This is a genomic window from Nonomuraea sp. NPDC050404, from assembly GCF_040655495.1.
Classification (GTDB): domain Bacteria; phylum Actinomycetota; class Actinomycetes; order Streptosporangiales; family Streptosporangiaceae; genus Nonomuraea.
The window spans coordinates 114,258-140,866 of record NZ_JBFAKB010000030.1; the positions used below are offsets into that span (position 1 = coordinate 114,258).

The 26,609-nt window shown below is 69.1% G+C and carries 24 protein-coding genes and 1 pseudogene; 15 read left to right on the top strand and 10 right to left on the bottom strand.

Translation table 11 applies throughout. The features are described from left to right. Positions 1-159: 159 nt before the first annotated feature. A complete protein-coding gene (locus tag AB0I81_RS51610) occupies positions 160-849 on the bottom strand; it encodes a TetR family transcriptional regulator (protein ID WP_360674914.1) in 690 nt (229 codons plus the stop codon). Between the two features lie 99 nt (positions 850-948). Here AB0I81_RS51610 and AB0I81_RS51615 point away from each other — a divergent pair, with 99 nt between their 5' ends. The 4 genes from AB0I81_RS51615 (at position 949) to AB0I81_RS51630 (ending at position 4,575) form a co-directional block, all read left to right on the top strand. Continuing rightward, a complete protein-coding gene (locus AB0I81_RS51615) occupies positions 949-1,308 on the top strand; it encodes a hypothetical protein (protein ID WP_360674916.1) in 360 nt (119 codons plus the stop codon). A 126-nt stretch (positions 1,309-1,434) separates the two neighbouring features. Beyond that, complete coding sequence (locus tag AB0I81_RS51620) at positions 1,435-2,367, top strand: SDR family NAD(P)-dependent oxidoreductase (RefSeq protein ID WP_360674919.1); 933 nt, start codon at positions 1,435-1,437, stop codon at positions 2,365-2,367. Positions 2,368-2,398: 31 nt separating this feature from the next. Continuing rightward, positions 2,399-3,289, top strand: a complete 891-nt coding sequence (locus AB0I81_RS51625) for an SDR family NAD(P)-dependent oxidoreductase (RefSeq protein ID WP_360674922.1) — start codon at positions 2,399-2,401, stop codon at positions 3,287-3,289. A gap of 152 nt (positions 3,290-3,441) precedes the next feature. After that, positions 3,442-4,575 (top strand): serine hydrolase domain-containing protein, encoded by a 1,134-nt coding sequence (locus AB0I81_RS51630; protein WP_360674925.1) that lies wholly within the window; start codon positions 3,442-3,444, stop codon positions 4,573-4,575. A gap of 60 nt (positions 4,576-4,635) precedes the next feature. Here AB0I81_RS51630 and AB0I81_RS51635 read toward each other — a convergent pair whose 3' ends face one another. Then, positions 4,636-5,703 carry a hypothetical protein gene (locus AB0I81_RS51635; RefSeq protein WP_360674928.1) on the bottom strand — a complete coding sequence of 356 codons (1,068 nt, stop codon included), beginning with the start codon at positions 5,701-5,703 and terminating at the stop codon, positions 4,636-4,638. Positions 5,704-6,033: 330 nt separating this feature from the next. Between AB0I81_RS51635 and AB0I81_RS51640 the strand changes: the two genes are divergently transcribed. Beyond that, positions 6,034-6,876: a MerR family transcriptional regulator gene (locus AB0I81_RS51640; protein ID WP_360674931.1), complete on the top strand. Its 843-nt coding sequence runs from the start codon at positions 6,034-6,036 to the stop codon at positions 6,874-6,876. Between the two features lie 386 nt (positions 6,877-7,262). Here AB0I81_RS51640 and AB0I81_RS51645 read toward each other — a convergent pair whose 3' ends face one another. Continuing rightward, the gene (locus AB0I81_RS51645) at positions 7,263-7,661 is read right to left on the bottom strand and encodes a VOC family protein (RefSeq protein WP_360674934.1); all 399 of its coding nucleotides are present in this window, start codon (positions 7,659-7,661) and stop codon (positions 7,263-7,265) included. 93 nt (positions 7,662-7,754) lie between these two features. On the opposite strand from AB0I81_RS51645, the gene AB0I81_RS51650 reads away from it, so the two are divergent. After that, complete coding sequence (locus tag AB0I81_RS51650; RefSeq protein WP_360674937.1) at positions 7,755-8,744, top strand: YafY family protein; 990 nt, start codon at positions 7,755-7,757, stop codon at positions 8,742-8,744. A gap of 93 nt (positions 8,745-8,837) precedes the next feature. Here AB0I81_RS51650 and AB0I81_RS51655 read toward each other — a convergent pair whose 3' ends face one another. Both AB0I81_RS51655 and AB0I81_RS51660 read right to left on the bottom strand, forming a co-directional pair. Continuing rightward, a complete protein-coding gene (locus AB0I81_RS51655) occupies positions 8,838-9,176 on the bottom strand; it encodes an NUDIX domain-containing protein (protein ID WP_360675007.1) in 339 nt (112 codons plus the stop codon). 12 nt (positions 9,177-9,188) lie between these two features. Further along, complete coding sequence (locus AB0I81_RS51660) at positions 9,189-10,064, bottom strand: RNA polymerase sigma-70 factor (protein WP_360674940.1); 876 nt, start codon at positions 10,062-10,064, stop codon at positions 9,189-9,191. A gap of 436 nt (positions 10,065-10,500) precedes the next feature. Here AB0I81_RS51660 and AB0I81_RS51665 point away from each other — a divergent pair, with 436 nt between their 5' ends. Continuing rightward, positions 10,501-11,028 (top strand): AAA family ATPase, encoded by a 528-nt coding sequence (locus AB0I81_RS51665; protein ID WP_360674943.1) that lies wholly within the window; start codon positions 10,501-10,503, stop codon positions 11,026-11,028. 184 nt (positions 11,029-11,212) lie between these two features. After that, positions 11,213-11,452, top strand: a pseudogene (locus AB0I81_RS51670) (cytochrome P450); the annotation flags it as partial. A 24-nt stretch (positions 11,453-11,476) separates the two neighbouring features. Here the strand turns inward: AB0I81_RS51670 and AB0I81_RS51675 are convergent. After that, positions 11,477-14,680: a glycoside hydrolase family 97 catalytic domain-containing protein gene (locus AB0I81_RS51675; protein ID WP_360674946.1), complete on the bottom strand. Its 3,204-nt coding sequence runs from the start codon at positions 14,678-14,680 to the stop codon at positions 11,477-11,479. Positions 14,681-14,931: 251 nt separating this feature from the next. Between AB0I81_RS51675 and AB0I81_RS51680 the strand changes: the two genes are divergently transcribed. After that, positions 14,932-15,600 carry an HAD-IA family hydrolase gene (locus AB0I81_RS51680; protein WP_360675010.1) on the top strand — a complete coding sequence of 223 codons (669 nt, stop codon included), beginning with the start codon at positions 14,932-14,934 and terminating at the stop codon, positions 15,598-15,600. Here AB0I81_RS51680 and AB0I81_RS51685 read toward each other — a convergent pair. Continuing rightward, the gene (locus tag AB0I81_RS51685; protein ID WP_360674949.1) at positions 15,542-16,723 is read right to left on the bottom strand and encodes an epoxide hydrolase family protein; all 1,182 of its coding nucleotides are present in this window, start codon (positions 16,721-16,723) and stop codon (positions 15,542-15,544) included. The genes AB0I81_RS51680 and AB0I81_RS51685 overlap by 59 nt on opposite strands. A 141-nt stretch (positions 16,724-16,864) precedes the next feature. On the opposite strand from AB0I81_RS51685, the gene AB0I81_RS51690 reads away from it, so the two are divergent. Continuing rightward, positions 16,865-17,452, top strand: coding sequence for a CGNR zinc finger domain-containing protein (locus AB0I81_RS51690; protein WP_360674952.1), 588 nt, complete (start codon positions 16,865-16,867; stop codon positions 17,450-17,452). Positions 17,453-17,499: 47 nt separating this feature from the next. On the opposite strand, the gene AB0I81_RS51695 is transcribed toward AB0I81_RS51690, so the two are convergent. Then, on the bottom strand, positions 17,500-17,964 hold the full coding sequence (locus tag AB0I81_RS51695; RefSeq protein ID WP_360674955.1) for a hypothetical protein: 465 nt from the start codon (positions 17,962-17,964) through the stop codon (positions 17,500-17,502). 79 nt (positions 17,965-18,043) lie between these two features. Here AB0I81_RS51695 and AB0I81_RS51700 point away from each other — a divergent pair, with 79 nt between their 5' ends. Next, positions 18,044-18,559, top strand: a complete 516-nt coding sequence (locus AB0I81_RS51700; RefSeq protein ID WP_360674958.1) for a helix-turn-helix domain-containing protein — start codon at positions 18,044-18,046, stop codon at positions 18,557-18,559. Between the two features lie 219 nt (positions 18,560-18,778). On the opposite strand, the gene AB0I81_RS51705 is transcribed toward AB0I81_RS51700, so the two are convergent. After that, positions 18,779-19,996 (bottom strand): hypothetical protein, encoded by a 1,218-nt coding sequence (locus AB0I81_RS51705; RefSeq protein ID WP_360674961.1) that lies wholly within the window; start codon positions 19,994-19,996, stop codon positions 18,779-18,781. A gap of 408 nt (positions 19,997-20,404) precedes the next feature. On the opposite strand from AB0I81_RS51705, the gene AB0I81_RS51710 reads away from it, so the two are divergent. Further along, on the top strand, positions 20,405-21,616 hold the full coding sequence (locus tag AB0I81_RS51710) for a hypothetical protein (RefSeq protein ID WP_360674964.1): 1,212 nt from the start codon (positions 20,405-20,407) through the stop codon (positions 21,614-21,616). On the opposite strand, the gene AB0I81_RS51715 is transcribed toward AB0I81_RS51710, so the two are convergent. Beyond that, positions 21,606-22,667: an FAD-dependent oxidoreductase gene (locus tag AB0I81_RS51715; RefSeq protein WP_360674967.1), complete on the bottom strand. Its 1,062-nt coding sequence runs from the start codon at positions 22,665-22,667 to the stop codon at positions 21,606-21,608. The two genes, AB0I81_RS51710 and AB0I81_RS51715, sit on opposite strands and share 11 nt — an antisense overlap. Positions 22,668-22,999: 332 nt before the next feature. On the opposite strand from AB0I81_RS51715, the gene AB0I81_RS51720 reads away from it, so the two are divergent. The 3 genes from AB0I81_RS51720 (at position 23,000) to AB0I81_RS51730 (ending at position 26,576) form a co-directional block, all read left to right on the top strand. Beyond that, a complete protein-coding gene (locus tag AB0I81_RS51720; protein ID WP_360674970.1) occupies positions 23,000-23,782 on the top strand; it encodes a maleylpyruvate isomerase family mycothiol-dependent enzyme in 783 nt (260 codons plus the stop codon). 189 nt (positions 23,783-23,971) lie between these two features. Then, a complete protein-coding gene (locus tag AB0I81_RS51725; RefSeq protein ID WP_360674973.1) occupies positions 23,972-25,426 on the top strand; it encodes an FAD-dependent monooxygenase in 1,455 nt (484 codons plus the stop codon). 34 nt (positions 25,427-25,460) lie between these two features. After that, entirely contained in the window at positions 25,461-26,576 is a 1,116-nt protein-coding gene (locus tag AB0I81_RS51730; protein WP_360674976.1) for a MerR family transcriptional regulator, read from the top strand. Positions 26,577-26,609: the final 33 nt, after the last annotated feature.

Below are 26,609 nucleotides of genomic sequence, written 5' to 3' on the forward strand. Positions count from 1 at the left end.
ACAGCCGCCGAGCAATCGGTACAGCAACCGATGTGCGTACGAGCTTCGGCATCCCGCCGCCCCCCGGAAGTTCGGCGCTCTGGGCGAAAGGGAGCATGATCTGCCCGCGGCCGGGTTGGCCGGGGCTTTGAGCGATGTGACGGGTGGCGTGGCCGACGCTCAGAGGGCCGGGCTCGCCTTTGTCGGTTCTTCCCGGCGGGCCAGCACCCCTGAGATGGTCACCTTCACCGTGCGGCGCATCACGTCGGTGAAGTCGAGGCGCATGGCGGCCAGGTTCGGGTCGGAGGCGTAGGCGGCCAGCATGGCCTCCGACGGGCGGTCGCAGGGCCAGGCGGCGGTGGCCATCAGCAGGGTCGTCTCCACCACCTGGGGCGCGCCGTGGGCGCCGAGTTCGGGCACGTGCCGCAGGACCAGCTGGATCAGGGCCTGCATGGCGTGCTTGGCGGCGTGCTTGTGCCGGACGGCGACCTCGGTGGAGATGTTGTGCTCCAGCACGGCGGTCTGCGCGCTGAGCAGGTCGCACAGCACCGGTCGGCGGGCCAGCGAGGTGGCCAGGATGTCGGCCAGCCGGTCGCCGCGCGCTCGTGACGTGCCCTCGGTGGGCCGATGTGAGTGCTCCAGGTCGGCGATCCAGTCCTGGATCTCGGTGTCGAGCAGATCGAGCAGGACGGCCTCGCGGGAGTCGAAGTAGCGCAGCACATTGGACTTGGCCAGGCCGATGCGGCGGCTCAGCTCGTTCAGGGTGAGCTTGGCGACCGGCATCTCGGTCAGCATCGCGGCCGCGGTCCGCAGGATCTGGCGTCGTCGTTCGGTCCGCTGTTCCTCGGTGCGGGCGCGCTTGAAGGTCACCGTCCCCATCCTACATACCGGCGGTCTTTTGTTAAAAGCCCGGCGGTCTGTTACGGTGAAGACTGTTACAGACCGACAGTCTTTTAGGGAGGTTCCGTCGTGTACCAGGCACCCGACCAGGCCGGCAAGCTCGCCGTGGTGACCGGCGCGAACAGCGGAACCGGCCAGGCTGCCGCAACCAAGCCGGCCGCCGCCCGCGTGGTGACCATGAGCGGCGGCATGGCCGCCCGCGGCCAGATCGACTTCGACGACCTGAACTGGCGGCGCGGCTACGACCCCATCCGCGCCTACGGGCGGTCGAAGCCGGCGGACCTGCTGCTGGGCCGGCACCTGGCCCGGCTCGCGGCCGAGCGCGGCTGGCCGCTGCCGTCGGCCGGCGCGCATCCCGGCAACGCCGCCACCAACATCGCCGCCGCCGGCCCTTCGAGTCCGGGTTCTTCGCGGCGTGGCGGTACATGACCGGCTCGACGTCGATGGCGGCGCTTTTGTCCGCCCCTGACCCCGTACCGGAGCCGACTCCGCCGGCCACCCGCACCGGCCCCATCGAACCGCACGACCGCCTACTCACCAAAAAGGGACAGCACCATGAGCACAGACCGAGTCATCACCGGCTTTGACAAGACCAGCACCGGCGATGACGTCATCGCCGGCATCGACCTGACCGGCAGGCGGATCGTCGTCACCGGCGGCTCCTCGGGCCTGGGAGCCGAGACCGCCCGGGTTCTCGCCGGGGCTGGGGCCGAGATCACCCTCGCGGTGCGCAACCTCGATGCCGGGCGCAGGGCCGCGGCCGACGTCAGCGCGAAGAACGGCAACGTGCGCGTCGCCCACCTCGACCTGAACGACCGCGCTTCGATCGATGCGTTCGTGAGCGGGTGGGAGGGGCCGCTGCACGTACTGATCAACAACGCCGGAATCATGGCCCTGCCCGGCAGGCAGCTCTCGCCGGAGGGCTGGGAGCTGCAGTTCGCCACCAACCACCTTGCCCACTTCGCGCTGACCGTCGGGCTCCACGGCGCTCTGGCCGCCGCCGGGAGCGCCCGGGTGGTCGCGCTGACCTCCGCCACGCACCACCGGTCCCCGGTGGTGTTCGAGGACATCAACTTCGAGCACCGCCCGTACGACGGGTGGGCCGCCTACGCGCAGTCCAAGACCGCCAACGCCCTGTTCGCCGTCGAGGCCGCCAAGCAGTGGGCCGATGACGGGATCACCGTCAACGCCGTCCATCCCGGCGGCATCTACGACACCGGCCTGCTGCGCCACGTCGACATCACCCCCGAGTTCCAGGCCGTCGTGGACGCCACGGAGTGGAAGACCCTCGAACAGGGTGTCGCCACCATCGTGTTCGCCGCCTCCTCCCCGCTCATGGAAGGCGTGTCAGGCAAGTACTTCGCCGACGCGAACGAGGCCGCCGTCGACAGCGGCGACTTCGAGCGCGGCGTCGCCCCGCACGCCAGCGACCCCGCCGCCGCCCGCCGCCTGTGGGAGTTGTCCCAGTCCTGGCTCGACGCCCGCTGAAGCGCAACCCGTTGTCATGGAGAGCAATCGTATGGACAAGAAGATCATCCTCGTCACGGGTGCGACCAGCGGCATCGGGCGGGAGGCGGCCAGGGCGTTCCTCGTCCAGGGCCACACGGTCGTCATCCACGGCCGGAACCGGGACAAAGCGCTTAATGTGCGGAGGGAGCTGGCCGCCGAGACAGGCAACGGCGACGTCGACGTGCTCGTCGCGGACCTGGAGTCGCTGGCGGCCGTGCGGCGGCTCGCGGAGGAGTTCAACGGCACGTACGACCAGCTGGACGTGCTGGTCAACAACGCCGGCAACCAGTACGGCGGCACCTGGCAGGCCACCGCCGAGGGCCACGAGAAGACCATGACGGTGAACCTGTTCGCCCCGGTGCTGCTGTCCCTGCTGCTGATCGACAGTCTCAAGAAGAGCAGGCATGGACGCATCGTCACCGTCTCCTCCGCCTCGCACGCGCAGGGCGGCCGGCCCTACCTCGACGACATCGAGCTGAAGGACCACTACTCCTACACCCGCGCGTACGGGCTGTCCAAGCTCTACGTCATCTGGGCGATGCGCAGCCTCCGCAAGCACCTCACCGGGCAGGGCATCGGCAGCATCGACGTCAACTGCACCCATCCCGGGATGGCGCGTACGAACCTGGGCGAGAGCGACCAGCGGCCCCTCCTCATGAAGCTGGTGTTCGCCGCCGCCGTCCCCTTCATGAGCTCGGTGGAGAAGGGCGCGGAGCCCACGATCCACGCCGCGACCTCGCCCGAGGTGGAAGGGCTCTCGGATCGCTATTTCGGGCCCAAGGGCCAGGAGAGGGTCAGCGAGCGCCACCACACTCCCGCGAACGAGCAGGCGGTCTGGGCCCACTGCATGAAAGTCGTCGGACCTTATCTGCCCTCAGAGCCGCCCACGGCATCCGCGTGAACACCATCGCCCCGGCGGCATCCTGACCGTCGATGACGGCGGGCCATCCTCCTGCCTCTGATCCACTCCACGGCTGGCGCGCTCGCGCACCATCACCGGCCGGCGAATCACGACTCCGCATTCAGCAACCACCATTGAGGAGACAGCCCGACATGTCCGCACAAGGGACTACCCACGAGGCGTTCGACGCCGTCCGGGACCTGTTCGACGACGCCCTGAAGAACGAGGAGCTTGGCGCGAGTCTCGCCGTCGATGTGGGCGGCGAACGCGTGGTGGACCTGTGGGGAGGCCACCGCGACGCCGGACGTACCCAGCCCTGGACGGCCGACACGATCGTCAACGTCTTCTCCACCACGAAGAACGTCACCGCGCTGGCCGTTCTCACCCTCGCCGACCGGGGCCTGATCGACCTGGACGCCCCGGTCGCCGCCTACTGGCCGGACTTCGCCGCCAACGGCAAATCGGGCGTGCTCGTCCGTCACGTCCTGGGCCACACCTCCGGCGTGTCCGGCTGGGACCAGCCAATCACCGCCACCGACCTGTACGACCTGCCCGCCTCGACGGCGCGGCTCGCCGCCCAGGCGCCCTGGTGGGAGCCCGGCACGGCCCCCGGGTACCACGTCCTCACCTTCGGCCACCTGCTCGGCGAGCTCGTGCGCCGTGTCGACGGACGTTCCCTGACCGACTTCGTGGCCCGGGAGCTGGCCGGCCCGCTCGGCGCGGATGTGCAGATCGGGGCGCGCGAGCAGGACTGGCACCGCATCGCCCCGGTCGTACCGCCGCCCCCGCTCGCGTTCGACCTGGCCGGGATGGACCCGGCCGGCGTCGCGGTGCGTACCTTCACCGGCCCCGCACCGGACGCGGCCGTGGTCGACACCCCGCAGTGGCGACGCGCCGAGATCGGCGCGGCCAACGGGCACGCCAACGCCCGCGGGCTGGTCGACCTGCTGCGCGTGGTCACCCTCGGCGGCACCGCCGGCGGCGTCCGGCTGCTGTCGGAGACGACCATCGAGCGGATCTTCGACGTCCAGGCCGACGCCCCCGACCTCGTCAACGGCGCACCCGTGAGATGGGGCACCGGCTTCGGCCTGACCCCCTCCCCGGTCGCCCCCTTCCTGCCGAACGGGAGGGTCGCCTGGTGGGGCGGATGGGGCGGCTCCCTCGCCGTCATGGACCTCGACCGGCGCCTCACCTTCGCCTACGCCATGAACAAGATGACCGACGGCGGCCTGATCCCCTTCCACCGCCTCGCCCGCTACCTCACCACGATCTACCAAGTCCTCTGACCACAGAGATCCCGCCCCGGACACGACGTCTCCCACAGCCGAACTTGCCGCCGGCTGAGCTCAGGAGTTGCCGGGCGCGGGCCGCCACACGAGGGCGCGCCGAGTGCCGTCGGGGGCCTGCGCCCAGCCGGTGATCTCGCCCTGCGCGTTGACGGCATTGGCCATCGTGGCGGTGCCGGTCGCCGGGTCGGGCAGCAGGGCCGGCGCCGCGCCGGGGCCGGTCCAGACCGCCGCGTGGGCGGCGGTGCCGGCCTCCGTGCAGGTGTGCGTGCCGGCGATCACGCCGTCGTCGTTGACGGCCTTGGGCGTGGCCAGGCCGCCGGCGTCGGGCAGGCGCCGCATGCCGTCCTCGGCGCTCCAGATGTAGCCGCCCGCGAGTACGCCGTCCGCGTCGAGCGCCGACTGGCCGACGATGTGGCCGTCGCCGTTGATCGCCTCGGCCTGGCTCCACTGGCCGCCGAGCGTGCCGAGTTCGGTGATGACGCCGTCCTCCCAGAGGAAGGCCCGGTGGGTTCGCTGGTTCGCCGGGCCGGGCGGTTCGAGGCGGCGCTGGGTGCCGGCGATCTGCCCGGCCGGGTTGACGGCCGCCGCATAGCTGCCCGATACGGCGGCGAGGTCGGTCCTGACGCCGTCCTGGATGCGGAATGCCTGGTAGCGGACCGTGCCGTTGGGCTGCCGGTACCGGTATTCGCCCACGATGATGCCCGCGTTGACGTCGTGCACGTGGGCGGGGGAGCCGCCGAAGGGCCCGAGGTCGGTCATCGTTCCGGCGCGCCAGTGGAAGACGTGTCCCTTCTCCGTCGCCGTGTAGCTGCTGCCGACGACGTTGCCGTCCTCGTCGAGGGCGCCGGCGTAGGCGTGGCCACCGCCGAGACTGCCCAGATCGATCACCTGTGCGCCGTCCCAGACGGTCGCCCGCTGTTCGCCGGTCGCGCTCACGCTGGAGCCGGCGATCTGTCCCAGGTCGTTGATGTCCAGCGCGTTCCCGGTGACACCCAGGTCGGTGACCTCCCACTGGCCGGTGGTCGCCGGGCAGCCGTCCGCCAGCGCCGGGCCCGCGCCCGCCACCTGGCCGGCCATGAGGAGGATGCTCGCCAGAATGGTCAGGTTCGTGCGCGTGGATCCCATGATCACCTCACGGTTCGGAGAGCCAGCAAAACGATCACCAACATACGGGCGTGATCGCCGACCGCCAAGGCATGAAGAGGAACGTCACCATCCGTGACCGCCGCCGACAGCCCTGCAGCCCATCCATGAGCGCCTGCAGGGTGACCTTCCCCGGCAGGCGGCTGCCCTCCGCCACCGCGACCAGCGGGCTGTGTGCGCGTCATCAGTGCGGCCGGTTCCGGCACGGTGGCCTGCCGGTCTGTTGGTGGTGACTGAGTGGTGTGTTGTTGCAGATGACGTAGCGGCATGTGATGTCGTAGAGGTACCACAGCACGAAAGGCTCCCTCCGCGATGCGCTCCTCCTTCACGCCTCCCCGCCAGGTCAAGATCGGTGACGCGGCCGCGTTCGCCGGGACCACCCCGCGCGCGATTCGCCATTACCACGAGATCGGTCTGCTGCCGGAGCCCGAGCGAGGTGGGGACGGCCGCCGCCGTTACGGATACGACGACATGATTCGTTTGTTGTGGGTCCGCAAGATGGCAGAGGTCGGCATCAGCCTGGACGACATGAGGACCGCCTTCGGCGAAGCCCCGGACATCGAGGAGAACCTTGACCGGCTGGAGGAAGCCCTGGCCGTCAAGGAAGCCGAGGTCAAACGCCAGCGTGTCGTTGTCCGGCGCCTGCGGGCCGTGGGCAGTCCGCTCGGGCTGCTTTCCGAACTGGTGACGGACCGGCTCGGCCACCTGCCCCCGGGGGCACTGCGCCCCTCCGACCTGGACACCTTGCTGGTCACGGAACGGGTCTTCGGCCCGCTGGGCGCCGCCGTCCAGGCGAGCGTGTTCATCGTGCTGGCCGGCCACCCTGAGCTGAGGGCGGAGGACGACCGTCTCGACGCCGCCGAGGCCGCCCTCGACGACGGTGTTGATCCCCATGACCCCCGCGTGGAAGAACTCGCCGCACAGCGATACGCCCACCACAAAGCCCTGGAGAGGGCCATCGAGGCGGCCGGGCTGGACACGGACGAGGAGAAGCTTTTCGAGATCTACGACGCCGACTTGAAGGGTGAGGAGCCCGCACAGATGAGTGCTGCCGAGGCGGTCACCAAGATGCCCTACGGCTTCTCCCCCGCCCGGATCCGCTGCATGGAACTCGCGGCTGAACTCCTGGCCCAGGACCACACCGCAGACAGTTGATCTCCTGCCTCGCACGCGGACGCCGCCGCCCCGCGTCCCAAAGGTGGCGCCGCTGCTGCGGCGACGTGACCCTCGAAACCTGCGACAGGCCCACCCCGATGCCGGCGATCCCGCGACCACGCGCGTCCCCGCCACCGTGCTCCTTCCCTTGCGGCACGGCCACGGCGCTGGTGCTGGCCATCGTCGAATACCGGCACCTCCGGTCGATTGGTTACCGGCTCCGCGACAGACCGGAACCGCCGGCCATGGATGCGGGCGGCCAGACAGACCACCATGTTTGAACTGGACGGCCATTTGCCCTGCTCATGGCGCTGCCGGACTGGGCGGCCGCGTTCACCGGGAGCTCTGGGATTTCTGGCTCTTCGCGTGAGCGGCTGTGCGTGGCGTCAGCGGGCGAACTTCTTGATGGCCGCCGGGGTGACGGGGGTGAAGAAGTTGACGAGGTTACCGTCGGGGTCGCGGAGCAGCAGCGACCGGTTGCCCCAGGGCATCGTGGTGGGCTCGTTGACGAAGTCGGTGACGAAGCCGGTCAGGTTCTGGTGAACGCGGTCCACGTCGTCCACGAGGAACTCGGTGATCACGCTGTGGTTGTCCGCCGGGCGGGCAGAGCCCGGGGCGAACAGCGGGACGGTGCGGGTGCCGGCGATCGCGAGGGTCGCGCCCGCGGTCTTGAGTTCGGCGAAGTCCTCGGTGGCTCGTACCGCCTGCATCCCTGTAGCCCGCTCGTAGAACTCGACGAGGCGTGCGACGTCGCTGGTGATGATGCGGATCGAGACGAATTCCATGGGAATCTCCTTGGCTGTGCTGGAGGCGTGCACGTCGCAGGCTAGGCGAAATAGTGGACAGAATCGGTCCCGTATTCGCGTTAGTCTGCGAACATGTCCCGACCCACCGGCCGCGTGCTGACACTCCTGGAACTGCTGCAGTCGGGCGGCATCCGGACAGTGGCCGAGCTCGCCGACCGTCTCGGCGTCGAAGGGCGCACTGTGCGGCGGTATGTGGACCAGCTGATCGACCTGGACGTGCCCGTCGAGTCGGTGCGCGGCCGCTACGGCGGGTACCGGCTGGCTCCCGGGTACCGCCTGCCTCCGCTCATGCTCAGCGACGACGAGGCACTGGCCGTGCTGCTCGGCCTGGTCACCGGCCGCCGGGCAGGGCTGACGACGACGGAGCACACGGCGAACGAGACAGCGTCGGCGAAGATCCGGCGGGTGCTGCCCAAGCACATCGCCCGCCGGCTCGACACACTTCTGGAAACTCTCGCCTTCACGGATCAGCCCGGCGAGTTGGAGCATCCGGACGCCGGGCTCCTGCTCACCATCGCCGATGCGGTGCGCCACCGCCGACCGGTGTCGATCCGCTACACCGACCGTGACGGTCGGCGCAGCGAGCGCACACTGCACGCGTACGGGATCGTCGCCCATGCGGGCCGGTGGTACGTGACGGGCAAGGACCCCCAGATCGGCGAGGACCGGACCTTCCGGCTCGACCGCATCGCAGCCGCGAGAGCCCTGCCCGGCTCCTTCGAAACGCCCGTGGGTCCCGATCCGGCACAGCGTGTGTTGTCGGGATTCGTCACGGCCGAGTACCGGCATGAGGTGATCTTGCGGATCCACGGGACGGTTGAGCAGATTCGCGCGCACCTGCCCGCCAGTGTCGCGAGCCTGGAGGAGCACGAGCCCGCGGCCGGCCAGGATCCGGCGGCCGGGCGCTGGCTGCGCGTCGAGCTACGGGCGCAGCGGCTCGACTGGTTGCCCCGGATCCTCGCCGCACTCGACCGGCCGTTCGTCATCGAGCGCCCCGATGAACTACGCGACCTCGTCATCGCGCTCGCCGATCGCCTCACGTCCTGCGCCCGCCAAGCCTGACACGGCACACCTTGGGTTTCTTTGACTCCCCCGAATGCGTAGGTAGGTAGGCCGGTCGCGGCTGAGGCACCCCACTCGACATGATGCCGCCGATCAGCCAGCCGGCGGCTGGTCCTCGTTCCCGGATACCAAATATCGGCGTAACGCCTCTCGCCCGCCGGGAACGAAAGGCCATCGATCAACGACCTCGCGCAGTTCGAGCTCTGTGAGCCAGGCATGCCAGGCGATCTCGGACGAATCTGGAAGCAATGGCTCAGTGATCACGGCCTCGTGCACCCCGAACCAGACGGGACTGACCCCGTTCCGGCACAGGAACTTGAACATGAAACGCACCGGGACACCGGCGCCCAGCTCCTCGGACAGCTCACGGGCCGCCGCGTCCTCATACGACTCGCCCACGTCCACGGCACCGCCACCCAGCGCCCGTGACAGCGGCCTTCGTCGTCACAGATCATCCGGTGGCAGGTCTGGGCCGACGGACACCGCGGTGAGCTTGGCCGGATTCATCATCCAGAGCACCTGGTCGATGCCCTGCTCCGAAGTGTCGAGCGCGAGGACCGTGAACACCACGCCATCGCGGCTCAGCAACGCGGCGGCCTGGCCGTTGACGTCCGCCCAGGACACCTCCACGCCCGTCCAGAAATGACCGGCGAACGCGGCAATGAACTTCGCCACCCGGAACGCGCCCTCGACCGGGAACTTGGCGGCCCGTGCGGCGCTGCCGCCGCCGTCGGAGTAGCTGGTCACGTCCTCGGCGAGCAACTCCTCCAGCGCGGCCAGGTCGCCGGAGCGGGCGGCGGCCACGAACGCCGCGAGCAACCTGCGCTGGTCGGCCGCGGGCACGGGGGTGCGTCGTCCGTCGAGCACGCGTTTGCGGGCCCGGCTGACGAGCTGGCGCACCGACGCCTCGTTGTGCCCGATGATCTCGGCGATCTGCCCGTAGGGGTAGTCGAAGGCCTCGCGCAGCACGTACGCGGCGCGCTCGGTGGGCGCGAGCCGTTCCAGGAGCAGCAGTACCGCGAACTCGAGCGCCTCCCCGCGCTCGGCCCCCAGGTACGGGTCCGCGCTGGTGTCCACCGGTTCGGGCAACCACGGCCCGACGTACGTCTCGCGGCGCACGCGGGCGGACTTGACCTCGTTGATGGCCAGCCGCGTGGTCACCGTCGCCAGGAACGGCGCCGGATTGTCCACCGTGTCACGGTCGTAGGACTGCCAGCGCAACCAGACATCCTGTACGAGGTCCTCGGCCTCGGACGCGCTGCCCAGCATCCGATACGCGATCCCGAACAGCCGCGGCCGCACCTCGTCAAAGATCGCCACGGCCTCGTCAAGATCCCCGGACCCACTCGCCCCCATCATGCTCCCCCTGCCCCGGCGTCCCCTCCGCCGGTGGCGCGGACACGGGACAGCTACCCCTTGAACTGCAGAAACAGGCCAGTGGACAGGCAACGGTCCAGTAGCGCTCAAGCCTGTACGGCCTCGGTCTCAAGATATCGCTCCAAGCCCTGCCGCCCGAACTCGCGGCGCCTCCCGGCTCCGGCGATGACGACGTCAGTTGGGTGCCGGATCTCCGAGCAGGACGACCCTGCCGGCAACGGGATCGAAGCCGAGGACCGGGTCTTGGCTTCCGCCTTCTGCGGTCATCAGGACCGGCTTGCCGAGAAGCCCCGACGATCACCCCGGCTTAGTGCTGGACGGGGAGATGCACGAGGCATCGTTCTGGGTTGCTTGGTTTCCCGTCGATAGGCTGACCCGCATGATCATCTGGCTGAACGGAGCTTTCGGCGCAGGCAAGACGACTACCGCTGCCGAACTTGTCCAGGTCGTGCCGGAGTCGACGATCCTCGACACCGAGGAGGTCGGCCTCATGCTGCGTCATGTGCAGGCCCTGCCACGCGTCGGCGACTTCCAGCACTGGCCCCCGTGGCGAGGCCTGGTCGTTCAAACCGCTACCCACCTGCTGGACTACCTCGGTGGAATCCTCGTGATCCCTCAGACAGTCCTGATCGAGCAGTACTGGACAGAGATCCGCACCGGCCTGGAGAAGGCCGGCGTTCCCCTCCATCACTTCCTGCTGCACACCGATCAAGACACCCTGACCCACCGCATCGAAACCGACGCCAAGGGCCTCGGGACGAACTGGCGGCTTGATCACCTTCCGAAGTATCGCGAGGCTCTGCCCTGGCTCCGCAGCAATGCGCACGTTGTCGACTCCTCCGCGCTCACTCCGAGACAGGTCGCCGAGATTGTCGCGGCGAAGGTGGCACCAATGGCCGCCGACTAGATCACGCGCAGGTTGCCAGGGGCATGGACAGGCAGGCATGACGGGCGGTAACCGCGCACCTGGAAGTACGGGCCGCAAAGCATCGAAGGACCGCCCGCGACCTTACCTCTGTACCTGCGCCGCTCTCTGTTCGAGCCGTGCTCAGAGCTCGTGACCGTACGCGAGCGGGAACCCGGCGCTCGTCCCTAACCCCGATCGGCTCGACCTCTGCCGGCGCGCCTCCGGCCACGGCGACCTGGGTCATGTGGCGTTCGGTCATGGCGTGCACCACTGCCTGGGCGCGCCGCCGGCCAGGATGGAGTTGCGGATCGCTTTCAGCGCCTTGTTCGCGCGCTTTCCGGGGTTGCGGGAGGTCGCCCCACCTCCCGTGTTCCGCTCCTCCAGCATTGTGTACGGGCTGACCTCCCTGCGGGTGGCCTGGTAGGACCACCGCGCCGGGATGGTCAGGTCATCGGTGGATGACTCCGGGGTCGGCGTCGAGGCTGATGGAGTCCAGGTTGACGTTGCCGTTGTCGGTGGGGCCGAAGGTGAAGGTGAGCGGGGTGGCCGGGGTGAGGGGGAGGCTGAGCCGGTGCTCCGACCAGGTGTCCCAGTCGGCCAGGGCGGGGAGGGTGAGCTGGACGGACCGGGTGCCGGCGCCGAGGGTCATGGTCTGGGCGGTGCCCATGGCGTTGGCGTAGCGGAGGCGGAGGGTGTAGGGGCCGCCGACGGTGACGGGGGCGTCGAACCGTACGCCGCTGTCCTTGGTCTTCATGCAGGCCACGAAGCCGGTCCCGGTGTAGCCGGTGTGGTCGGTACGCAGGCACGCCCCGCCGAGGAGTTGCGCGGACTCCGCTTCGATCCTGCGGGGCCCGGCGGTGAGCACGCCGCTGACGGCCAGGAGGTCGGCCGCGACGTCCGCCGGGATCGGGCCGGCCGTGACCAGGGCCGTGAACCGGTCGAGCGCTTCCCTCATCTGTGCCGGGTCGTTCGCGGCCGCAGCGGTGATCGAGGTTCTGACCTCGGTGCCGAGTCTGCCGGACAGTGCCGGGCCGAGGGCTCCCGTGTCGGTGGCGAGGCGCACCTTCAGCGCGAGGGAGAAGAGCGCCGTCGGTGTGCCGAGCGGGGCGGCGAGCCGGTCGTCGATGGCGGTACGGGCCTGGGCGCTCACCTCGGTGAGGGGAAGACCGTAGAGCGACAGCCGTACTTCCTGCAGCGCCAGGAGACGGCCGATCACGTCACCCTGACGGAGCGCGGTCTTGGCCCGGGAGATCGGCGGCTGGAGGAGCGCCATCGCGGACGACGTCACCCCGCCGGACGTGCGCAGTTCCCTGACCAGGCCGAGCAGTGAACGCGGCTGCCTGACCAGAACCGATCTGCCGCGCTCGCCGCCGGGTGTGCCCACGGCGACCCGGAAGTCCTGGTCGGGAACCTCGGAGGCGGGCAGGACGAACTCGACGGTCCCGGCCGCGCCGCCCGCGACGCGGAGGCGCCGCACCTGGCCCGCGGCGCGGCCGTCGACGAACAGCCGGGCCTGGAATTCGGCCACGGTGCTGCCCTTGTTGGTCAGGGGCGCCCGCACGGTGAGCCGCTGGGTGGCCGGGTCCAGCACGGCTTCGGGGGTGCCGTACCCGGCGCGCGGGCCGGCGTACCAGGACAGGCGGGCCAGGTCCCGGGCGGTCGCGGGCCTGATCTTGACGGCCTGGCCGCCGGCGGCGACCAGCGACATGGACAACCGGGTGGACGAGCGGACCAGCGTCTCGCGGATCTCGACGGGCAGCGGGTTTGTCTTCCAGGTGGTCTCCTGGGCATCGGCGTAGATCTCCGCCACGAAAATGCCGCGAGGGAGGAACGACAGCGGGACCTGAAGGGTGCGGTCGTTCTCATCGGTGATCGCGCCGAGGTACCAGGTGTCGCCGCTGCGGCGCGCCGTCGTGGTGTAGTCCCCGATGACGCTGTCCAGGACGCGGGTCTCGTCCCAGGTGGCGGGCATGTTTTTGAGGAAGGCGAATCCCGGGTGGGCGGCATAGTTCTCGGGAGTGTCCGCGAGCATCTGCGCCGGGCTGAAGAACGTCGGGTACAACGCGAGTTGCGCGGCCGAGGTGGTCTGGACGCGGGTGCCGAGCCGGGCCGGGTCCCAGGTGACGTTCAGGACGCCGGGCGTGTAGTCGGCGGGTCCACCCATGAAGCGGGTGAAGGGGAGAATGGTGGCCTGAGCGGGCGGATTGCCGTTGACGCCCATGTAATTCTGCTGTTCCATGCCCGCGACGCCCTCGCCCGTCATCATGTTCGGGTAGGTACGCGCCAGGCCGGTGGGCTTGATCGCCTCATGGGCGTTGATGGTGATGCGGTGCCGGGCCGCCGCGTCGATCACCCGCTGGTAGTGGCGTACGGCCTCCTGGTCGTAGTGGCTGCGGTTGACGCCGCCGAGCAGGAATTTCGTGGCGTAGCCGGTCTTGACCGCGTGGACGCCGAGTTCCTCGTACCGGGAGAAGATCTTCTCCAGGTTCCGGTCGTAGTAGTCGACGTCGCCGCGGGTCTCGTTGTGGGCGATGTACCCGATGCCGTTGTCGGCGGCGTACCGGAGCACCTCGGGCAGGTCGAAGTCGGCCTGCGGGGTCAGGAAATCCTGGCCCGCCCAGGCGCCGCCGGCGTTGGTGTTCCAGCCCTCGGCCAGGACGAACTTCGCGCCCGCCTGCTTGGCCAGGTCGATGTACTGCTTGACCCGTGCGGTGGTCGCGCCGTGCTTGGGCCCGGCGGTCCAGGTGGTGTGTCTGCGCTGGAGCTCCCACCAGACGCCCACGTACGTCGCGGGCTTGATCCAGGAGGTGTCGCCGCAGATCGCGCACGGGTCGTTGAGGTTCTCGATCAGATGCGACTCGCCCAGGTCGCCGGGGCGCTCACCCACGGTCAGGGTACGCCACGGCGTGGAGAACTCGCCGTTCAGCCTGGCCTTCGCGCCGTCGGGCAGGGCGATCAGTTCGCTGGAGAAGCGGCCGGGCCGTCCGGGCACCGACTTCAGCGTCATGCTGGGGTAGTCGGTCAGGTCGGCCTCGTGCACCACCACGTAGGAGTCGGCGGCGGGCGAGAGCGTGATGGGGGTCTGGGCGGTGGGGACGTCGGACAGGGGCAGGTCGCGGTAGTGCTTCTCATCCGCGGCCCAGGTCGTGCCCGCGGCGATCGACCAGCTCCGCGCGGTGGGGTCGAGGGCGAACTCGGTCTGCTCGGCGGTGACGGTGTAGGCGTCCAGGCCGCTCTGAGCGGGGAAGTGGTAGCGGAAGCCGACTCCGTCGTCGAAGACCCGGAACACCAGGTCGAGCCTGAACCCCGTGCCGGCCTGGATCGCGTGGACGGTGAGCTCGCGGGCGTGGTTCCTGATTTTGCCCGACGTCCCCCAGACCGGCTTCCACGTCTCGTCGATCGTGCGCCGTTCGACGGACTCGATGCTCATGTCCTGCGTGAGGCTGGGGCGGCCCGCGAGATCCACGCCGAGCCCGGACGCGCCGACGACAGGCTTGCCACGACGGTTCACGCTGTAGGTGAGGCGCCCGTCCACGGTGGTGATCGCGACCCGCAGCTTCCCGTCCGGAGACCTCACGACCTCGGCATCTGCTTCGGCGACCTCGGTCAGAGCGTCAGGGGTGGGCTCCTCGGCCTGGGCGGGGACTGCCATGATGCCTCCCGAGAGTAGGACGGCGGCCGTCAGGGAGAGCAGTAACGTCCTTCTTCTTCGCGCCGCGTCCGCTCGATGCACGCTTGCCTCTTCTGCTGGGGGGATGTCCGAAAAGGTTGCCTACAACGCTCTTAATACCAATTTCTGAGCTCTCCCACCACTGGCGAGGGGCTCCTGCCCGCCCGCGCCTCCGTATCGTCAACCAGGCCCGCGGCCTCCTATCGGGAAAGATTAAGACCGTGAAAAAGTGTGTGCTCTTCGATCATGACGGTGTTCTGGTGGATACCGAGTTCTGGTATTACAAAGCCGGAGAACGCGCGCTGGCAGACATCGGCCTGACCCTGGACAAGGATCAGTATCTCAGCGACATGAACCAGGGAATGGGCACTTGGGCTCAGGCCAGGGCGGCAGGCGTCGATGAGCAGACCATCGACAGACAGCGGAAGGTTCGCGACGACTATTATCAGGAATATCTCAGGACGGAAGCCATTGAGATCGAAGGCGTCGTCGAAACGCTTGCCGAGCTGTCAGACCATGTGCGCATGGCCATCGTGACCACCGCAAAACGCAGGGATTTCGAGATCATCCATGAGAAACGCCAGATCAGGCAGTTCATGGAATTCGTCCTTGTACGCGAAGACTACAAGCTCGCCAAGCCGCACCCGGAACCATACCTTGCCGGGCTGAAGCGCCTGGAAGCCACCAAGGAAGAGACCCTGGTCGTGGAGGATTCCCTCAGAGGACTGAACTCGGCTGTGGCGGCCGGTATTGACTGCGCTGTCATCCATAACGATTTCACGAAAGCACACGACTTTTCGCAGGCCAGCCATCGCATCGGAAGCCTGAGCGAATTGAAGGACATCATCCTCGGTGCAACCCGGCTGCCAGCACTGCCGCGAGGCCCTCTTGCAGGTCCTTGACGAAATAGTCGGGAACCTCCAGCGAGGGGAAATGGCCTCCGAATTCGGGTGTCCGCCATCGGACGATCCGCCGGTAGCGCTCCTGCGCCCAGGGGCGCGGGCACTTCTCGACGTCGCGGGGATACATGGTGATCGCCGCCGGGACATCGACTCGGAGTTCGGGGTCCAGTGAGTTGTGGCTCTCGTAGTAGATGCGGGCCGACGATGCGCCGGTCCGCGTCAGCCAGTACAGGGTGACGTCGTCAAGGATTCTGTCCCTGGAGATCGTCTCGAACGGGCTGTCCTCGGTGTCTGTCCACTCGGCGAACTTGTCGAGGATCCAGGCAAGAAGCCCGACCGGTGAGTCGACGAGCGAGTAGCCGATGGTCTGCGGCCGGGTCGCCTGCTGCTTCGCGTACGCCGCGCGGTGGCGCCAGAAATGGTTGGTTTCCTCGGCCCACTTGCGCTCGGCCGCCGTCAGCCCGTCCATTGTCAGCCCGGGAGGTCCCTCCGCGAACGTCGTGTGGATGCCGAGAACGTGCGCCGGGAACCTGCCGGCGAGAACCGTGGTGATGTTGCCTCCCCAGTCGCCGCCATGGGCTGCGAACGTGTCGTAGCCGAGCCTCCCCATCAGCTCCACCCATGCGGCCGCGATCTTTTCGGTTCCCCATCCGGTGGTGGCCGGCTTGTCGCTGTAACCGAAGCCCGGTAGCGACGGGACCACGACGTGGAACGCCGGCGCGTCCGCATCTTTCGGATCTGCCAGTTCGTCCACCACGTCGATGAACCGAACGATGCTGTCCGGCCAGCCGTGTGTCAGGAGCAGCGGAGTGGCGTCCGGGCGTGTGGATCGGCGGTGCAGGAAGTGGATTCCCAGGCCATCAATGGTCGTGCGGAACTGGCCGATCCGGTCAAGGCGGTCTTCGAACGAGCGCCACTCGTATCCGGTGCGCCAGTAGTTCACGACATCGATGAGGTCGGCGAGAGGGACGCCCTGTTCCCATCGGCGGGGGTCGGGCGCGGGGCGATAGACCGTCTCGGCCTCCGGTAGCCGCGCGGCGGCCAGTCGCGCGCGCAGATCGTCGAGGTCGGCGTCGGTTGCGTGGGCTGCAAATGGGTGCACGTCGCTGGTTGCACGGGGCATGAGACCTCCTGGCTGTCGTTAGAACCGGCTAAGACGGTTCTAGCGCGTCTTCACGCCGGTGTGCAACCAGCCGCGCTCGCGGCGTCAGGGCCCAGGGTCTGTGGCGGTCGTCGAATGGACGATCGAGGCTAGGGTGGTTTCATGCGTGCTGGGTTCCCTGACTTTCGCCTCGGTAGCGTGCTGGCGACCAGCTTCACGGGGACTCTGACGGAGCGGCGTGGCAATGTTGTGGAGCGCATTCCCACGCCGCAGCGGCTCATCGACTGGCTGGCGGCGTACGGACTGGCCGTGGACTCCTGCACCACCGCCCAGCTCGAACTCGCCAGGGAACTGAGGGAGTCGATTCACGCCGCCGCGACAGCGGCCGCGATGCAGGAGCCTCTCCCCGCGTCCGCCGTCCAGGTCATCAATGACCGCAGTGTTCAGGGGCGGGCCGCGGCCGTCCTGACGCCCGAGGGCGATCGGCAATGGCGGCTCAGCTCGGCTTCCCGCGTTGAAGACGCCCTGAGCGTCATCGCCGCCGACGCGATCAGCATCATCGCCGGCGAACGGGACGGGAAGCTGGCCTTGTGCGCGTCGCCGACCTGCCAGGCCGCCTTCTTCGACACCAGTCAGAGTGGCACCCGCAAATGGTGCGACATGAACACGTGCGGGAATCGCCAGAAGAAGGCGCGCTTCAATGCCAACCAGCGCAGGAACGGGACCGCCGCACGGACGGGTGCCGGCTGATCCGGCTTGCCCAGGGACTCATGGCCGTGCTCCCGTAAGTGTCGGGCCTACCGGGGCGAGCCTGACTCCCCTTCCGGACCGCCGCTGGTCACCAGGGCCACGATGTCCTCGATGCGTACGATCTCCCCGCGCGCTCCCCAGTTGCCCTCAGGGATCTCGTTGATGTGCACCCACGCGGCGGTGGCCTCGGTGAAGCGGCCCGGATCCGGGTCGGCGTCCGCGAGCACCCGCGTGACGCGTCGCACGATGTCCTGACGTATGTCGTCGTTCATCGAACCGGCCGGAACCCCCACCCGTACGACGTACTTCGGCTTCTCCCCCGCCGGCACCTGCCTGCCGCCCACGAACCAGGCGTCGACCTCGTTCACCACCAGCCACGAGATGGACCTGGCGACCTCGGTGTCCGGGGCGCCCTCGGCGATCATCACCTCCGACACCAAGCGCCCACCGATCTTCTCCCTGTGCGCCTGATCGAGTGCGCCTTTGGGAACGAACAGCTCTACGAACGGCATGAGTCAGTCCTTTCATTGAACTCTCTTAGCGGCAACGTACAGAAGTTAGTTCAATCAAGCAACCCTCTAGACTGAGGCCATGCAACGAACCAGCTTCGCGGAGATGCACTGCTCGATCGGGCAGTCCCTGGAACGCGTCGGCGAATGGTGGACGCCGCTGATTGTGCGGGACATCCATCTTGGCCTGCACCGGTTCGACGACATCGCGGAGAACCTCGGCATCTCCCGCAACCTGCTCACCCGCCGGCTCGATGGGCTGATCAGGGATGGCATCGTGGAGCGTCAGGCGTATCAGGAGCGGCCGCCGCGGCACGAGTACCACCTCACCGAGGCCGGCCGGGAACTCGTGGTGGTGCTGATGGCGCTGATGGCCTGGGGCGACAAGTGGGCGACACCGGTGGGCGGTCCGCCCGTGTCCCTGGTCCATCACGACTGCGGGGCGGGATTCACGCCGCAGGTCTGCTGCTCGGAGTGCGGACAGCCGGTGACCGCCGCGAACGTGACGGTGCTGCCCGGCCCGGGAGCCGCCTACGGCCCGGGGACCAAGGTGCTGGCCCGGCGCGGCGGCATCGCACCTGAGCAGGTACGGCAGTAGCGGGGCACGATCGCGCCGCCACCTCCGGGCCGCCACCTCCGGGCCGCCACCTCCGGGCCGCCACCTCCGGGCCGCCACCTCCGGGCCGCACTCACCCGCATCGCCGCCACCGTGCGCCAGGAATTCGAAGGAGGCTGAGCGCCGTCCTCACGCGGGGGCCAGGGCTGCTCACCTGGCCCCCGGAGGCCCGGAACAACTCGGATCTAGCTGGTCACCGCTTCAGGAGACCTTCTCCAGCAGGTACGTCCCCGTGCCGTCGGCCATGCCCATGCTGTACTGCCGCACCACCTGGTTGTTCGCGACCACGGACTGGCCGGCCATGAAGCCGGTGCTCTTGATCTGGAACCCGACCTTGATCGAGTCCGGCACGTCCCGGTAGATGTAGAAGCGCTGGCGATCGTCCACGGTCCGGCAACTCTCCTCCACGAGCCTGCCACCCTCGCTGGCCGTCTCCCCGGAGTGCAACGTCAGGCACTTGGCATCGCCATAGCGGGTGATGAGGATGTGCTCGGTCATGCCATTGCTCACGGGCCCCTGGCACAGGCTCCACTGGGCGCGGCTGGAGCTCGACCAGGCCTGCAGGCGGATCTCGTCGGTGCCGTCCTGGTTCCACCAGTTCAGCAGCCGGTCGGGGGTGCCGATCCGGTAGGTGCCCGACTCGCACGTGAAACCCGGCGGCACGGCCATCGGCGCCACCACGTTGCCCGCCGTCCTTTCCGCCGTGGACGGCTCGTCCGCCTGCTGCCGGGCCTGCTTCGCGGCCCGCTCCTTGGCCGCCGCGCCGTCACAGCCGAGCTGTATCTGCGCCTGCCGCATGATGCTGTTCGGGGGTACGGCGTCCTCGCACCGGATGGCGCCCTCCTCCATCACCGTGTACGTCGTGTAGGCGCCGCCGGGGCGCTCGAACCACTCGGTGGCGTACTGACCACCGCCCTTGTCGACGCGGCCGCAGTTGATGCTGCCGTACTCACCGGTCACCTTCCGGGTCCCCTTGAACAGGCCGTAGTAGCCGGGAGCGACGAAGTTCCAGGTCATCTGGGTGCTTTCGCGGTCCGTGGAGGAGGTCGTCTTGGTGACGGTACGGTTCACGAACGCCTGAACGCTGCCGAGCACCCCGAGATTGAAGTTGGCCGTGATCTGGGTGATGGTGCCGACCGCGACCTGGATCTGGTTCGTGTGCTCCAGGGTGACGACCTGCGAGCCCGTCGTGCCGGACGTGACGAAGAACGTCTTGAAATGCGTGATCGTCGGCGTCATGGTCGCGCTCTTGGTGAACGGGTAGCGCTTGCCGAGATCGGCGGCCGTGCACGGCTGGCCGATCACGGGATCCGCGGCGGCGGTGGCCGTTCCGCTCATCGCGGTCGTGCCGATCATGGCCGAGGTGGCGAAGATCGTCAGCGTGAGCGCACTCCTGAGCAAAGGTCGTAAGCGTGCCACTGGGGTCTCCCTTCGGCCGCCAAGCCCCCGGTGGGGCTGCAGGCGGGCCGGGTTGATGTAAGCGCTTACAGTGCGATTTATACAGTGATCAGCCCTGCATGACTTGTCAAGACCCATGTCAGAAAACGGTCATGCCACCCCGTAGCCTCATATGTCCGAAAATTAGAAACATCGGCCCCACCGACGGGGACCGCTCCCCAGCGGTGGCCGCGCCCGCGCGCGTCGCACCGACCTGCCCGGCTACGGCGGGAGAAGGCCGAGATCCAGCGAGAAAATACTATTTCTCAAAACGCGTATCGATAATAGAAGCGCCCAGTGCGCCCCCTACGGCCCCTATGATTTCTCCAAGGCCCCTATGCGTTCACGAGCCCATGTGCGTGACTGACCGGCAATGGTACGAAGGCATTCGTGACCAAGCGAAAAATCTTATCCCTGACCTCCAGCAGAATTCTCGGCGCGGTCGCGCTCACCGCGAGCCTGGCGATGACGAGCCTGGCGACCGCTCCCCCGGCGGGCGCGACGCTCGCGCCGGTATGGGACCACCTGTCCTTCCCCTACGGATACACCGAATCCGAGCGGCAACTCAAAGAACTCAACGATGTCGTCGCGCTGAGCGGCACCCAGGCATGGGCCGTGGGGCAGGTACGCACGGAGGGCTGGCCGACCCCGGGCGCGCTCTGCCCCGACCTGTTCCGCTGGAACGGCCAGAAGTGGGTGAACGACCGGCCGGACAACACCTGCCGGGGCGCGCTGACCTCGGTGTCGGCCACCGCGGAGAACAACGTCTGGGCCACCGGTTCGGCCATCGCCTACCACTGGGACGGCACGGCCTGGACCCTCACTCCGTACCCGACCGAAGAGGACAACCCTTTCTACCTCGAGGATGTCGCCGCGGTGGGTAGCACCGCCTTCGCGGTCGGCAGGTCCTACCGGCCGATCGGTGAGGTCTCCACGGCGGGCGTGATCCGCTGGAACGGCACCGCCTGGCAGAAGATGAGCCTCCCGCCGCTCGCGGGCAACACCGAGCTGACCGCGGTGCACGCTCTGGCGCCGGACAACGTCTGGGCGGTCGGCACCACCGAGCGCTACGGGCCGGGCACCGACGCGCACACCCTGGTGCTGCACTGGGACGGCCGCGCCTGGTCCCGGCTGCCGGATCCGCCGAAGGAAGCGCTGGTCGAGACCACCCTGGACGCGGTGGCCGCACGGGCCGGCGAGGTGTGGGCGGCCGGTCAGCGGACCACGTACGAGGCCAACGGCATTTCGGTCAAGCAGCGCGAGGCGTTCGCCATGCGTTGGAACGGCAGCCAGTGGACGGTGACGCCGACCCCGACGACCACCGGCTGGTACGGATCCTCCATCACCTCGCTGGTCTGGAACGGCACCGAGGTGTGGGCCGGAGGCAGCGGGCAGGACGACGACACCACGCGCAGCGTCGGTGTGCTGCTGCGCTGGAACGGCACCGCCTGGCAGCAGGCGCCGAAACCGCCACTGCTCGACGACTACCGGATCAAGCAGCTCGGCGCCGTGCCGGGCGGCGGCCTGTGGGCCACCGGCTACGGCACCCGCGAGACCGACGAGCACGCCAGGGGCCAGTTCCTGGCCCGGCTCACCGGCTGAACCCCCGCGGGAGAGCCGGGCGGCAACGCCGTAGCTCGGGGGCCGGTCGGCCGGTCACAAGTTCGTCCGCGACGAGACGTCCGACGGTGGGCGCCAGGGTGACGCCCGAGTGCATGACGGCGACGTAAGCGGATCGATCTCGTGTCAGGTATCCGATGACCGGCCCCCGGGCGGGCATCGGCCGTCCGCCGATGCGATGGTCCAGCAGGCGGCAGTCGCCGCTTCCGCGGAAGGCCGCCTGAAAGCGGCGCAGCGCGTCCCGCGCCGCCTGCTCGGCCGATGCCGCCGATGGGTCCGCGGCGCACGGGATCGTCATGATGAGCTCGCCGTCGCGGACCTCCCGCACTTCGAAGTCCCGGCCGGCCACGATGGTCTTGACCAGGCCGGCCGGCGCCGTGAGCCGTACCAGGCAGGCCGGGGACACGGCGACGGGCACATCCGGCGGCAACGGCTCGCCCAGCTGGGGAATGCCGGTTCCGGCGGCGAGCACAACCGTTTCCGCGGCGTGGAATCCGGTGGAGGACACCACCCCCTCGACGCGGTCACCCTCCATCTTCAGCGACGTCGCCACCGAGTTGAAGATCACCGTCGCTCCGTGGGCGCGAGCGGCATCCACGAACGCGCCGGCCAGGGCGACCGGATCGACACCTCCGTCGCTCGGCGTATGGATGGCCCGCTCGGGAGGATTCAGCAGATGGGGCTCCAGCGCCGCGATATCGCTCCTACCGACCCAGGACCGGCCGGGCCCCAACGGAGAATCACCCTCGGCCTGGTCATCGGCCCAGGTCAGCGACCCTGTCCAGCGGACCGGGACGTCAGGCAGCTCGCTCTCCAGACGCCGGTAGTCCGCGAGTACGGATCCGCGCAGGTCCTGCGCTCCGCCGGGCCAATCCCCTCCGCAACCACCGATCCAGGCGAAAGAGCCGCCCGTCACTCCCGTGGCCGGTGACGGTCCCTGGTCGAGCAGAGTCACGGAGACGCCCCGGCGCGCCAGATGGTAGGCCACCGACGAGCCGACGATTCCCGCACCGACAACGACAACTGCTGACATGAGCTCCTCTATGACCACTGAAGTTGTGACTGTGACACATGATCGTGTGACTGCGGAGATCCCGCAACGAGATTTACCCTGTACGACCGTCGGCCGCATTTACCCTGTACGGCCGTCGGCCGCGTGGTGACGCCGATGACCACGCCCAGCCAGATCACGTTGTCCAGCAGCGCCAGCACGGCCGGCAGCCACGCGGTCGCATCGCCGCGCGTCTCCGGCCCCATCCGCCCGCAACTGGTGGCTGCCATCCCGTGCCGGTCGGGCGTAGTGTGGCTGCGCTATACCGGCCGATCCGGCCCCGAAAGGACCACAAAGCACTTGGAGGTGCAGTGATGGACACATCCGCGTACTTGAAGGCGGTTGTGGAGCAGACGAGCACGTTGGCCGAATGGGTGGACGGCAAGGACGCGTCGGCCCCCGTGCCGACCTGCCCGAAGTGGACGCTGGCCGAACTGGTCGACCATGTCGGCGGGACGCAGCGGATGGTGACGATGCTCGTGGGTGAGCGGCTGACCGATCCGAGCAGGGCGTTCGCCGGCATCGTCCCCGGCCCGACCGATCCGGGCCAGTGGCGCGCCTGGCTGAGCGACGGCGCGGCCGAGGCGAGCCGGGCGTTCGCGTCGGCCACCGATGACACGCCGGTGTGGGACCCGTCGGGCGCCGCCGCGGGCGTGCCGTTCTGGTCACGCCGGCTGTTCGGCGAGGTCTGCGTGCATCGCGCGGACGCGGCCGTGGCGCTCGGCGTGCCGTACGAGCTGGCGCCGGAGCTGGCCGTCGCGGCCGCCGAGGACTGGCTGGACACGATGACGTCGCAAGGCTATTGGGACAACGTGCCCGGCTACGCCGACGCGATGCGCGGGAACGGTCAGACGCTGCATTTCCACGCGACCGACGCGCCCGGCGACTGGGTGGCACGCCGGGAACAGGACCGGATCGTGCTGGAGCGCACGGCCGCCGCCGAGGCGGACGTCGTGGTGCGCGGCTCGGCCATCGACCTGCTGCTCGTGATCAGCAGGCGTCGCCCACTGGACGCGGCCGCCACGCTGGAGGTGCGGGGAGATCGGGCGCTGTTCGACCACTGGATCGAGCACATGGACTGGGTCGCCACCGGCTGAGCCGGGAAATGATTGGACGACATGATGATCGGGCTTGTACCTTGCGGTTGACCGTGACGCGGCCCGAGGAGGTGAGACCCATGAACGCTGTATCGATGTGGGTGCTCCCCTTCCCGTCGCGGCCGGGCGATTGACGTAGGTGTCGCCGGGAGTGCCTCGCCACCAAGGCACTCCCGAAAGGCAACACCCATGCACTCCCATCAGGTCACGTTCGATGTGATCATCGCCGGTTGCGGGCCGACCGGCGCGACACTGGCCGCCGAGTTGCGGCTGCACAATGTACGGGTACTCGTCCTGGAGAAGGAGACCGAGCCCGCGTCATTCGTCCGCATCGTCGCGCTGCATATGCGCAGCCTCGAACTGCTGGCGATGCGCGGACTGCTGGACCGCATTCTCCCGCATGGCAGAAAGCGTCCGGCCGGAGGTTTCTTCGCCGCCATTCCCAAACCCGCGCCCAGAAGCCTGGATTCCGCGTACGCCTATCTGCTGGGAATCCCGCAGCCGGTCATCGAAGGTCTCCTCGAAGAGCATGCGAAAGAACTGGGCGCGCAGGTCCGGCGCGGTCGCGCGGTCGTGGGTCTCGATCAGGACGACGAGGGCGTGACCGTCGAACTGGCCGGCGGGGAAAAGCTGCGTTCGCGCTATCTCGTCGGCTGTGACGGCGCGCGCAGCACGGTACGCAAACTGCTCGGCGTCGCCTTTCCCGGCGAGCCCTCACGGGCCGACACGCTCATGGGCGAGATGAAAGTGGGCGTGCCGCAGGAGGAGATCGCCGCCAGGGTGGCCGGAATCAGCGGAGCCCGGCAGCGGTTCTGGCTCCGGCCCTTCGGGGAAGGAAACTACAGCGTCCTGGTCCCCGCCGCGAACGTCAGCGACCGCGCGGAACCGCCCACCCTCGAAGATTTCCGGCAACAGTTGCGCACCATCGCCGGAACCGATTTCGGCGTGCACTCCCCGCGCTGGTTGTCCCGCTTCGGCGACGCCACCCGGCTGGCCGAACGGTATCGGGCCGGGCGGGTGCTGCTGGCCGGCGACGCGGCACACATCCATCCGCCCATGGGCGGGCAGGGCCTCAACCTGGGCGTTCAGGACGCGTACAACCTCGGCTGGAAACTGGCCGCACAGGTCCGCGGCTGGGCTCCGGACACGCTGCTGGACACCTACCAGGCCGAACGCCGTCCGGTCGCCGCGGATGTACTGGACAACACCCGCGCCCAGTCCGAACTGCTGTCCGCCGGACCCGGCGCGCGGGCCGTGCGCAGGCTGCTCACCGAACTGATGGACTTCGAGGAGGTGAACCGCCATCTGATCGAGAAGATCGCCGGGACCGGCATCCGCTACGACCTCGGCCGGGGCCCCGACCTGCTCGGCCGCCGCCTGCACGACATCGGCGTGCGGCAGGGCCACCTGTACGGCCTGCTGCGTCGCGGCCGCGGCCTGCTGCTGGACCGCACCGGACGCCTGACCGCCGCCGGCTGGTCGGACCGGGTCGACCACCTCGCCGATCCCACCGCGGAGCTGGACGTCCCGTGCGTCCTGCTGCGCCCCGACGGCCACGTCGCCTGGATCGGCGACGATCAGCAGGACCTGGACGCCCACCTCTCCCGCTGGTTCGGCTCCTGCCGCGGCGGGGCAGGTTCTTGACCCTCACGCGGCGTCAGGCGGCATAGTCGGAGCCGTGGAGGATCACTGGACCGTGGGACGGGTGGCCGGCCTGGCCGGCGTCAGCGTCCGCACGCTGCATCACTACGACGAGATCGGGCTCGTACGGCCGTCGGCGCGGACCGCGGCCGGGTACCGGGCCTACTCGGCGGGCGACGTGGAGCGGCTGCGGGAGGTGGTGGCCTACCGGCGGCTGGGCTTCGGGCTGCGGGAGGTCGCGGACCTGGTCGGCGACCCGTCCACCGACGCGGTCGCGCACCTGCGCCGGCTGCGCGGCCTGCTGCTGGAGCGGCGTGACCGCGCCGCCGCCATGGTGGCGGCCATCGACAGGGAACTCGAGGCACGGGCGAAGGGACTGAAGGTGACACCGCGGGAACAACTGGAGATGCTCGGTGCACGACTGTACGACGCGATCGGCGGCGCCTATCCTGCGACGCGGCGTACCGAGCCGCGGATCGCCGCGCGACTCTGGGACGCGCTCGGGGACGCGCGGACGGTGCTGAACGTCGGGGCCGGCACCGGCTCCTACGAGCCCGCCGATCGGGACGTGACCGCGGTGGAGCCGTCGGCGGTCATGCGGGGGCAGCGGCCGGCCGGCGCGGCGCCGTGCGTGGCCGCCGCCGCGGAGAGCCTGCCGTTCGAGGACCGCTCCTTCGACGTCGCGATGGCCGTCTCCACCGTCCATCACTGGAGAGACCCGATGGCGGGGCTGCGCGAGATGCGGCGCGTGGCCCGCCGCGTGGTGGTGCTCACGTTCGACACCGACGAGCCCGGATGGCAGGACCGGTTCTGGCTCACCCGCGACTACCTGCCCGAGTTCGTCACCGTCCTGGCGGGATTCCCCTCGCTGGCCCGGATGGCCGGCGCGATCGGCGCCCGCGCCGAGCCGGTGCCCGTTCCGTGGGACTGCGCCGACGGCCTGTTCGAGGCGTACTGGCGCCGGCCGGAGGGGTACCTGGAGGAGCGCGTGCGCCGGGCGATGTCGGTGTGGACGAGGGTCGGGCCGCGGGCCGAGGAGCGGGCGGTGCGGAGCCTGCGCGACGACCTCGACTCCGGCCGGTGGGCCGAACGCAACGGCGACCTCGCCGGCCTCGACGCCGCCGATCTCGGCCTCCGCCTGCTCATCGCCTGACGACCGGCCCGGTCCTGGCCAAGGGCGGCCATT

Bases quoted from the DNA above. Each gene is read 5' to 3' on its own strand.
- AB0I81_RS51620 (WP_360674919.1), top strand. From the start codon at position 1,435: ATGAGCACAGACCGAGTCATCACCGGCTTTGACAAGACCAGCACCGGC.
- AB0I81_RS51625 (WP_360674922.1), top strand. From the start codon at position 2,399: ATGGACAAGAAGATCATCCTCGTCACGGGTGCGACCAGCGGCATCGGG.
- AB0I81_RS51630 (WP_360674925.1), top strand. From the start codon at position 3,442: ATGTCCGCACAAGGGACTACCCACGAGGCGTTCGACGCCGTCCGGGAC.
- AB0I81_RS51635 (WP_360674928.1), bottom strand. From the start codon at position 5,703: ATGGGATCCACGCGCACGAACCTGACCATTCTGGCGAGCATCCTCCTC.
- AB0I81_RS51640 (WP_360674931.1), top strand. From the start codon at position 6,034: ATGCGCTCCTCCTTCACGCCTCCCCGCCAGGTCAAGATCGGTGACGCG.
- AB0I81_RS51645 (WP_360674934.1), bottom strand. From the start codon at position 7,661: ATGGAATTCGTCTCGATCCGCATCATCACCAGCGACGTCGCACGCCTC.
- AB0I81_RS51650 (WP_360674937.1), top strand. From the start codon at position 7,755: ATGTCCCGACCCACCGGCCGCGTGCTGACACTCCTGGAACTGCTGCAG.
- AB0I81_RS51665 (WP_360674943.1), top strand. From the start codon at position 10,501: ATGATCATCTGGCTGAACGGAGCTTTCGGCGCAGGCAAGACGACTACC.
- AB0I81_RS51675 (WP_360674946.1), bottom strand. From the start codon at position 14,680: ATGGCAGTCCCCGCCCAGGCCGAGGAGCCCACCCCTGACGCTCTGACC.
- AB0I81_RS51685 (WP_360674949.1), bottom strand. From the start codon at position 16,723: ATGCCCCGTGCAACCAGCGACGTGCACCCATTTGCAGCCCACGCAACC.
- AB0I81_RS51690 (WP_360674952.1), top strand. From the start codon at position 16,865: ATGCGTGCTGGGTTCCCTGACTTTCGCCTCGGTAGCGTGCTGGCGACC.
- AB0I81_RS51695 (WP_360674955.1), bottom strand. From the start codon at position 17,964: ATGCCGTTCGTAGAGCTGTTCGTTCCCAAAGGCGCACTCGATCAGGCG.
- AB0I81_RS51700 (WP_360674958.1), top strand. From the start codon at position 18,044: ATGCAACGAACCAGCTTCGCGGAGATGCACTGCTCGATCGGGCAGTCC.
- AB0I81_RS51715 (WP_360674967.1), bottom strand. From the start codon at position 22,667: ATGTCAGCAGTTGTCGTTGTCGGTGCGGGAATCGTCGGCTCGTCGGTG.
- AB0I81_RS51720 (WP_360674970.1), top strand. From the start codon at position 23,000: ATGGACACATCCGCGTACTTGAAGGCGGTTGTGGAGCAGACGAGCACG.
- AB0I81_RS51725 (WP_360674973.1), top strand. From the start codon at position 23,972: ATGCACTCCCATCAGGTCACGTTCGATGTGATCATCGCCGGTTGCGGG.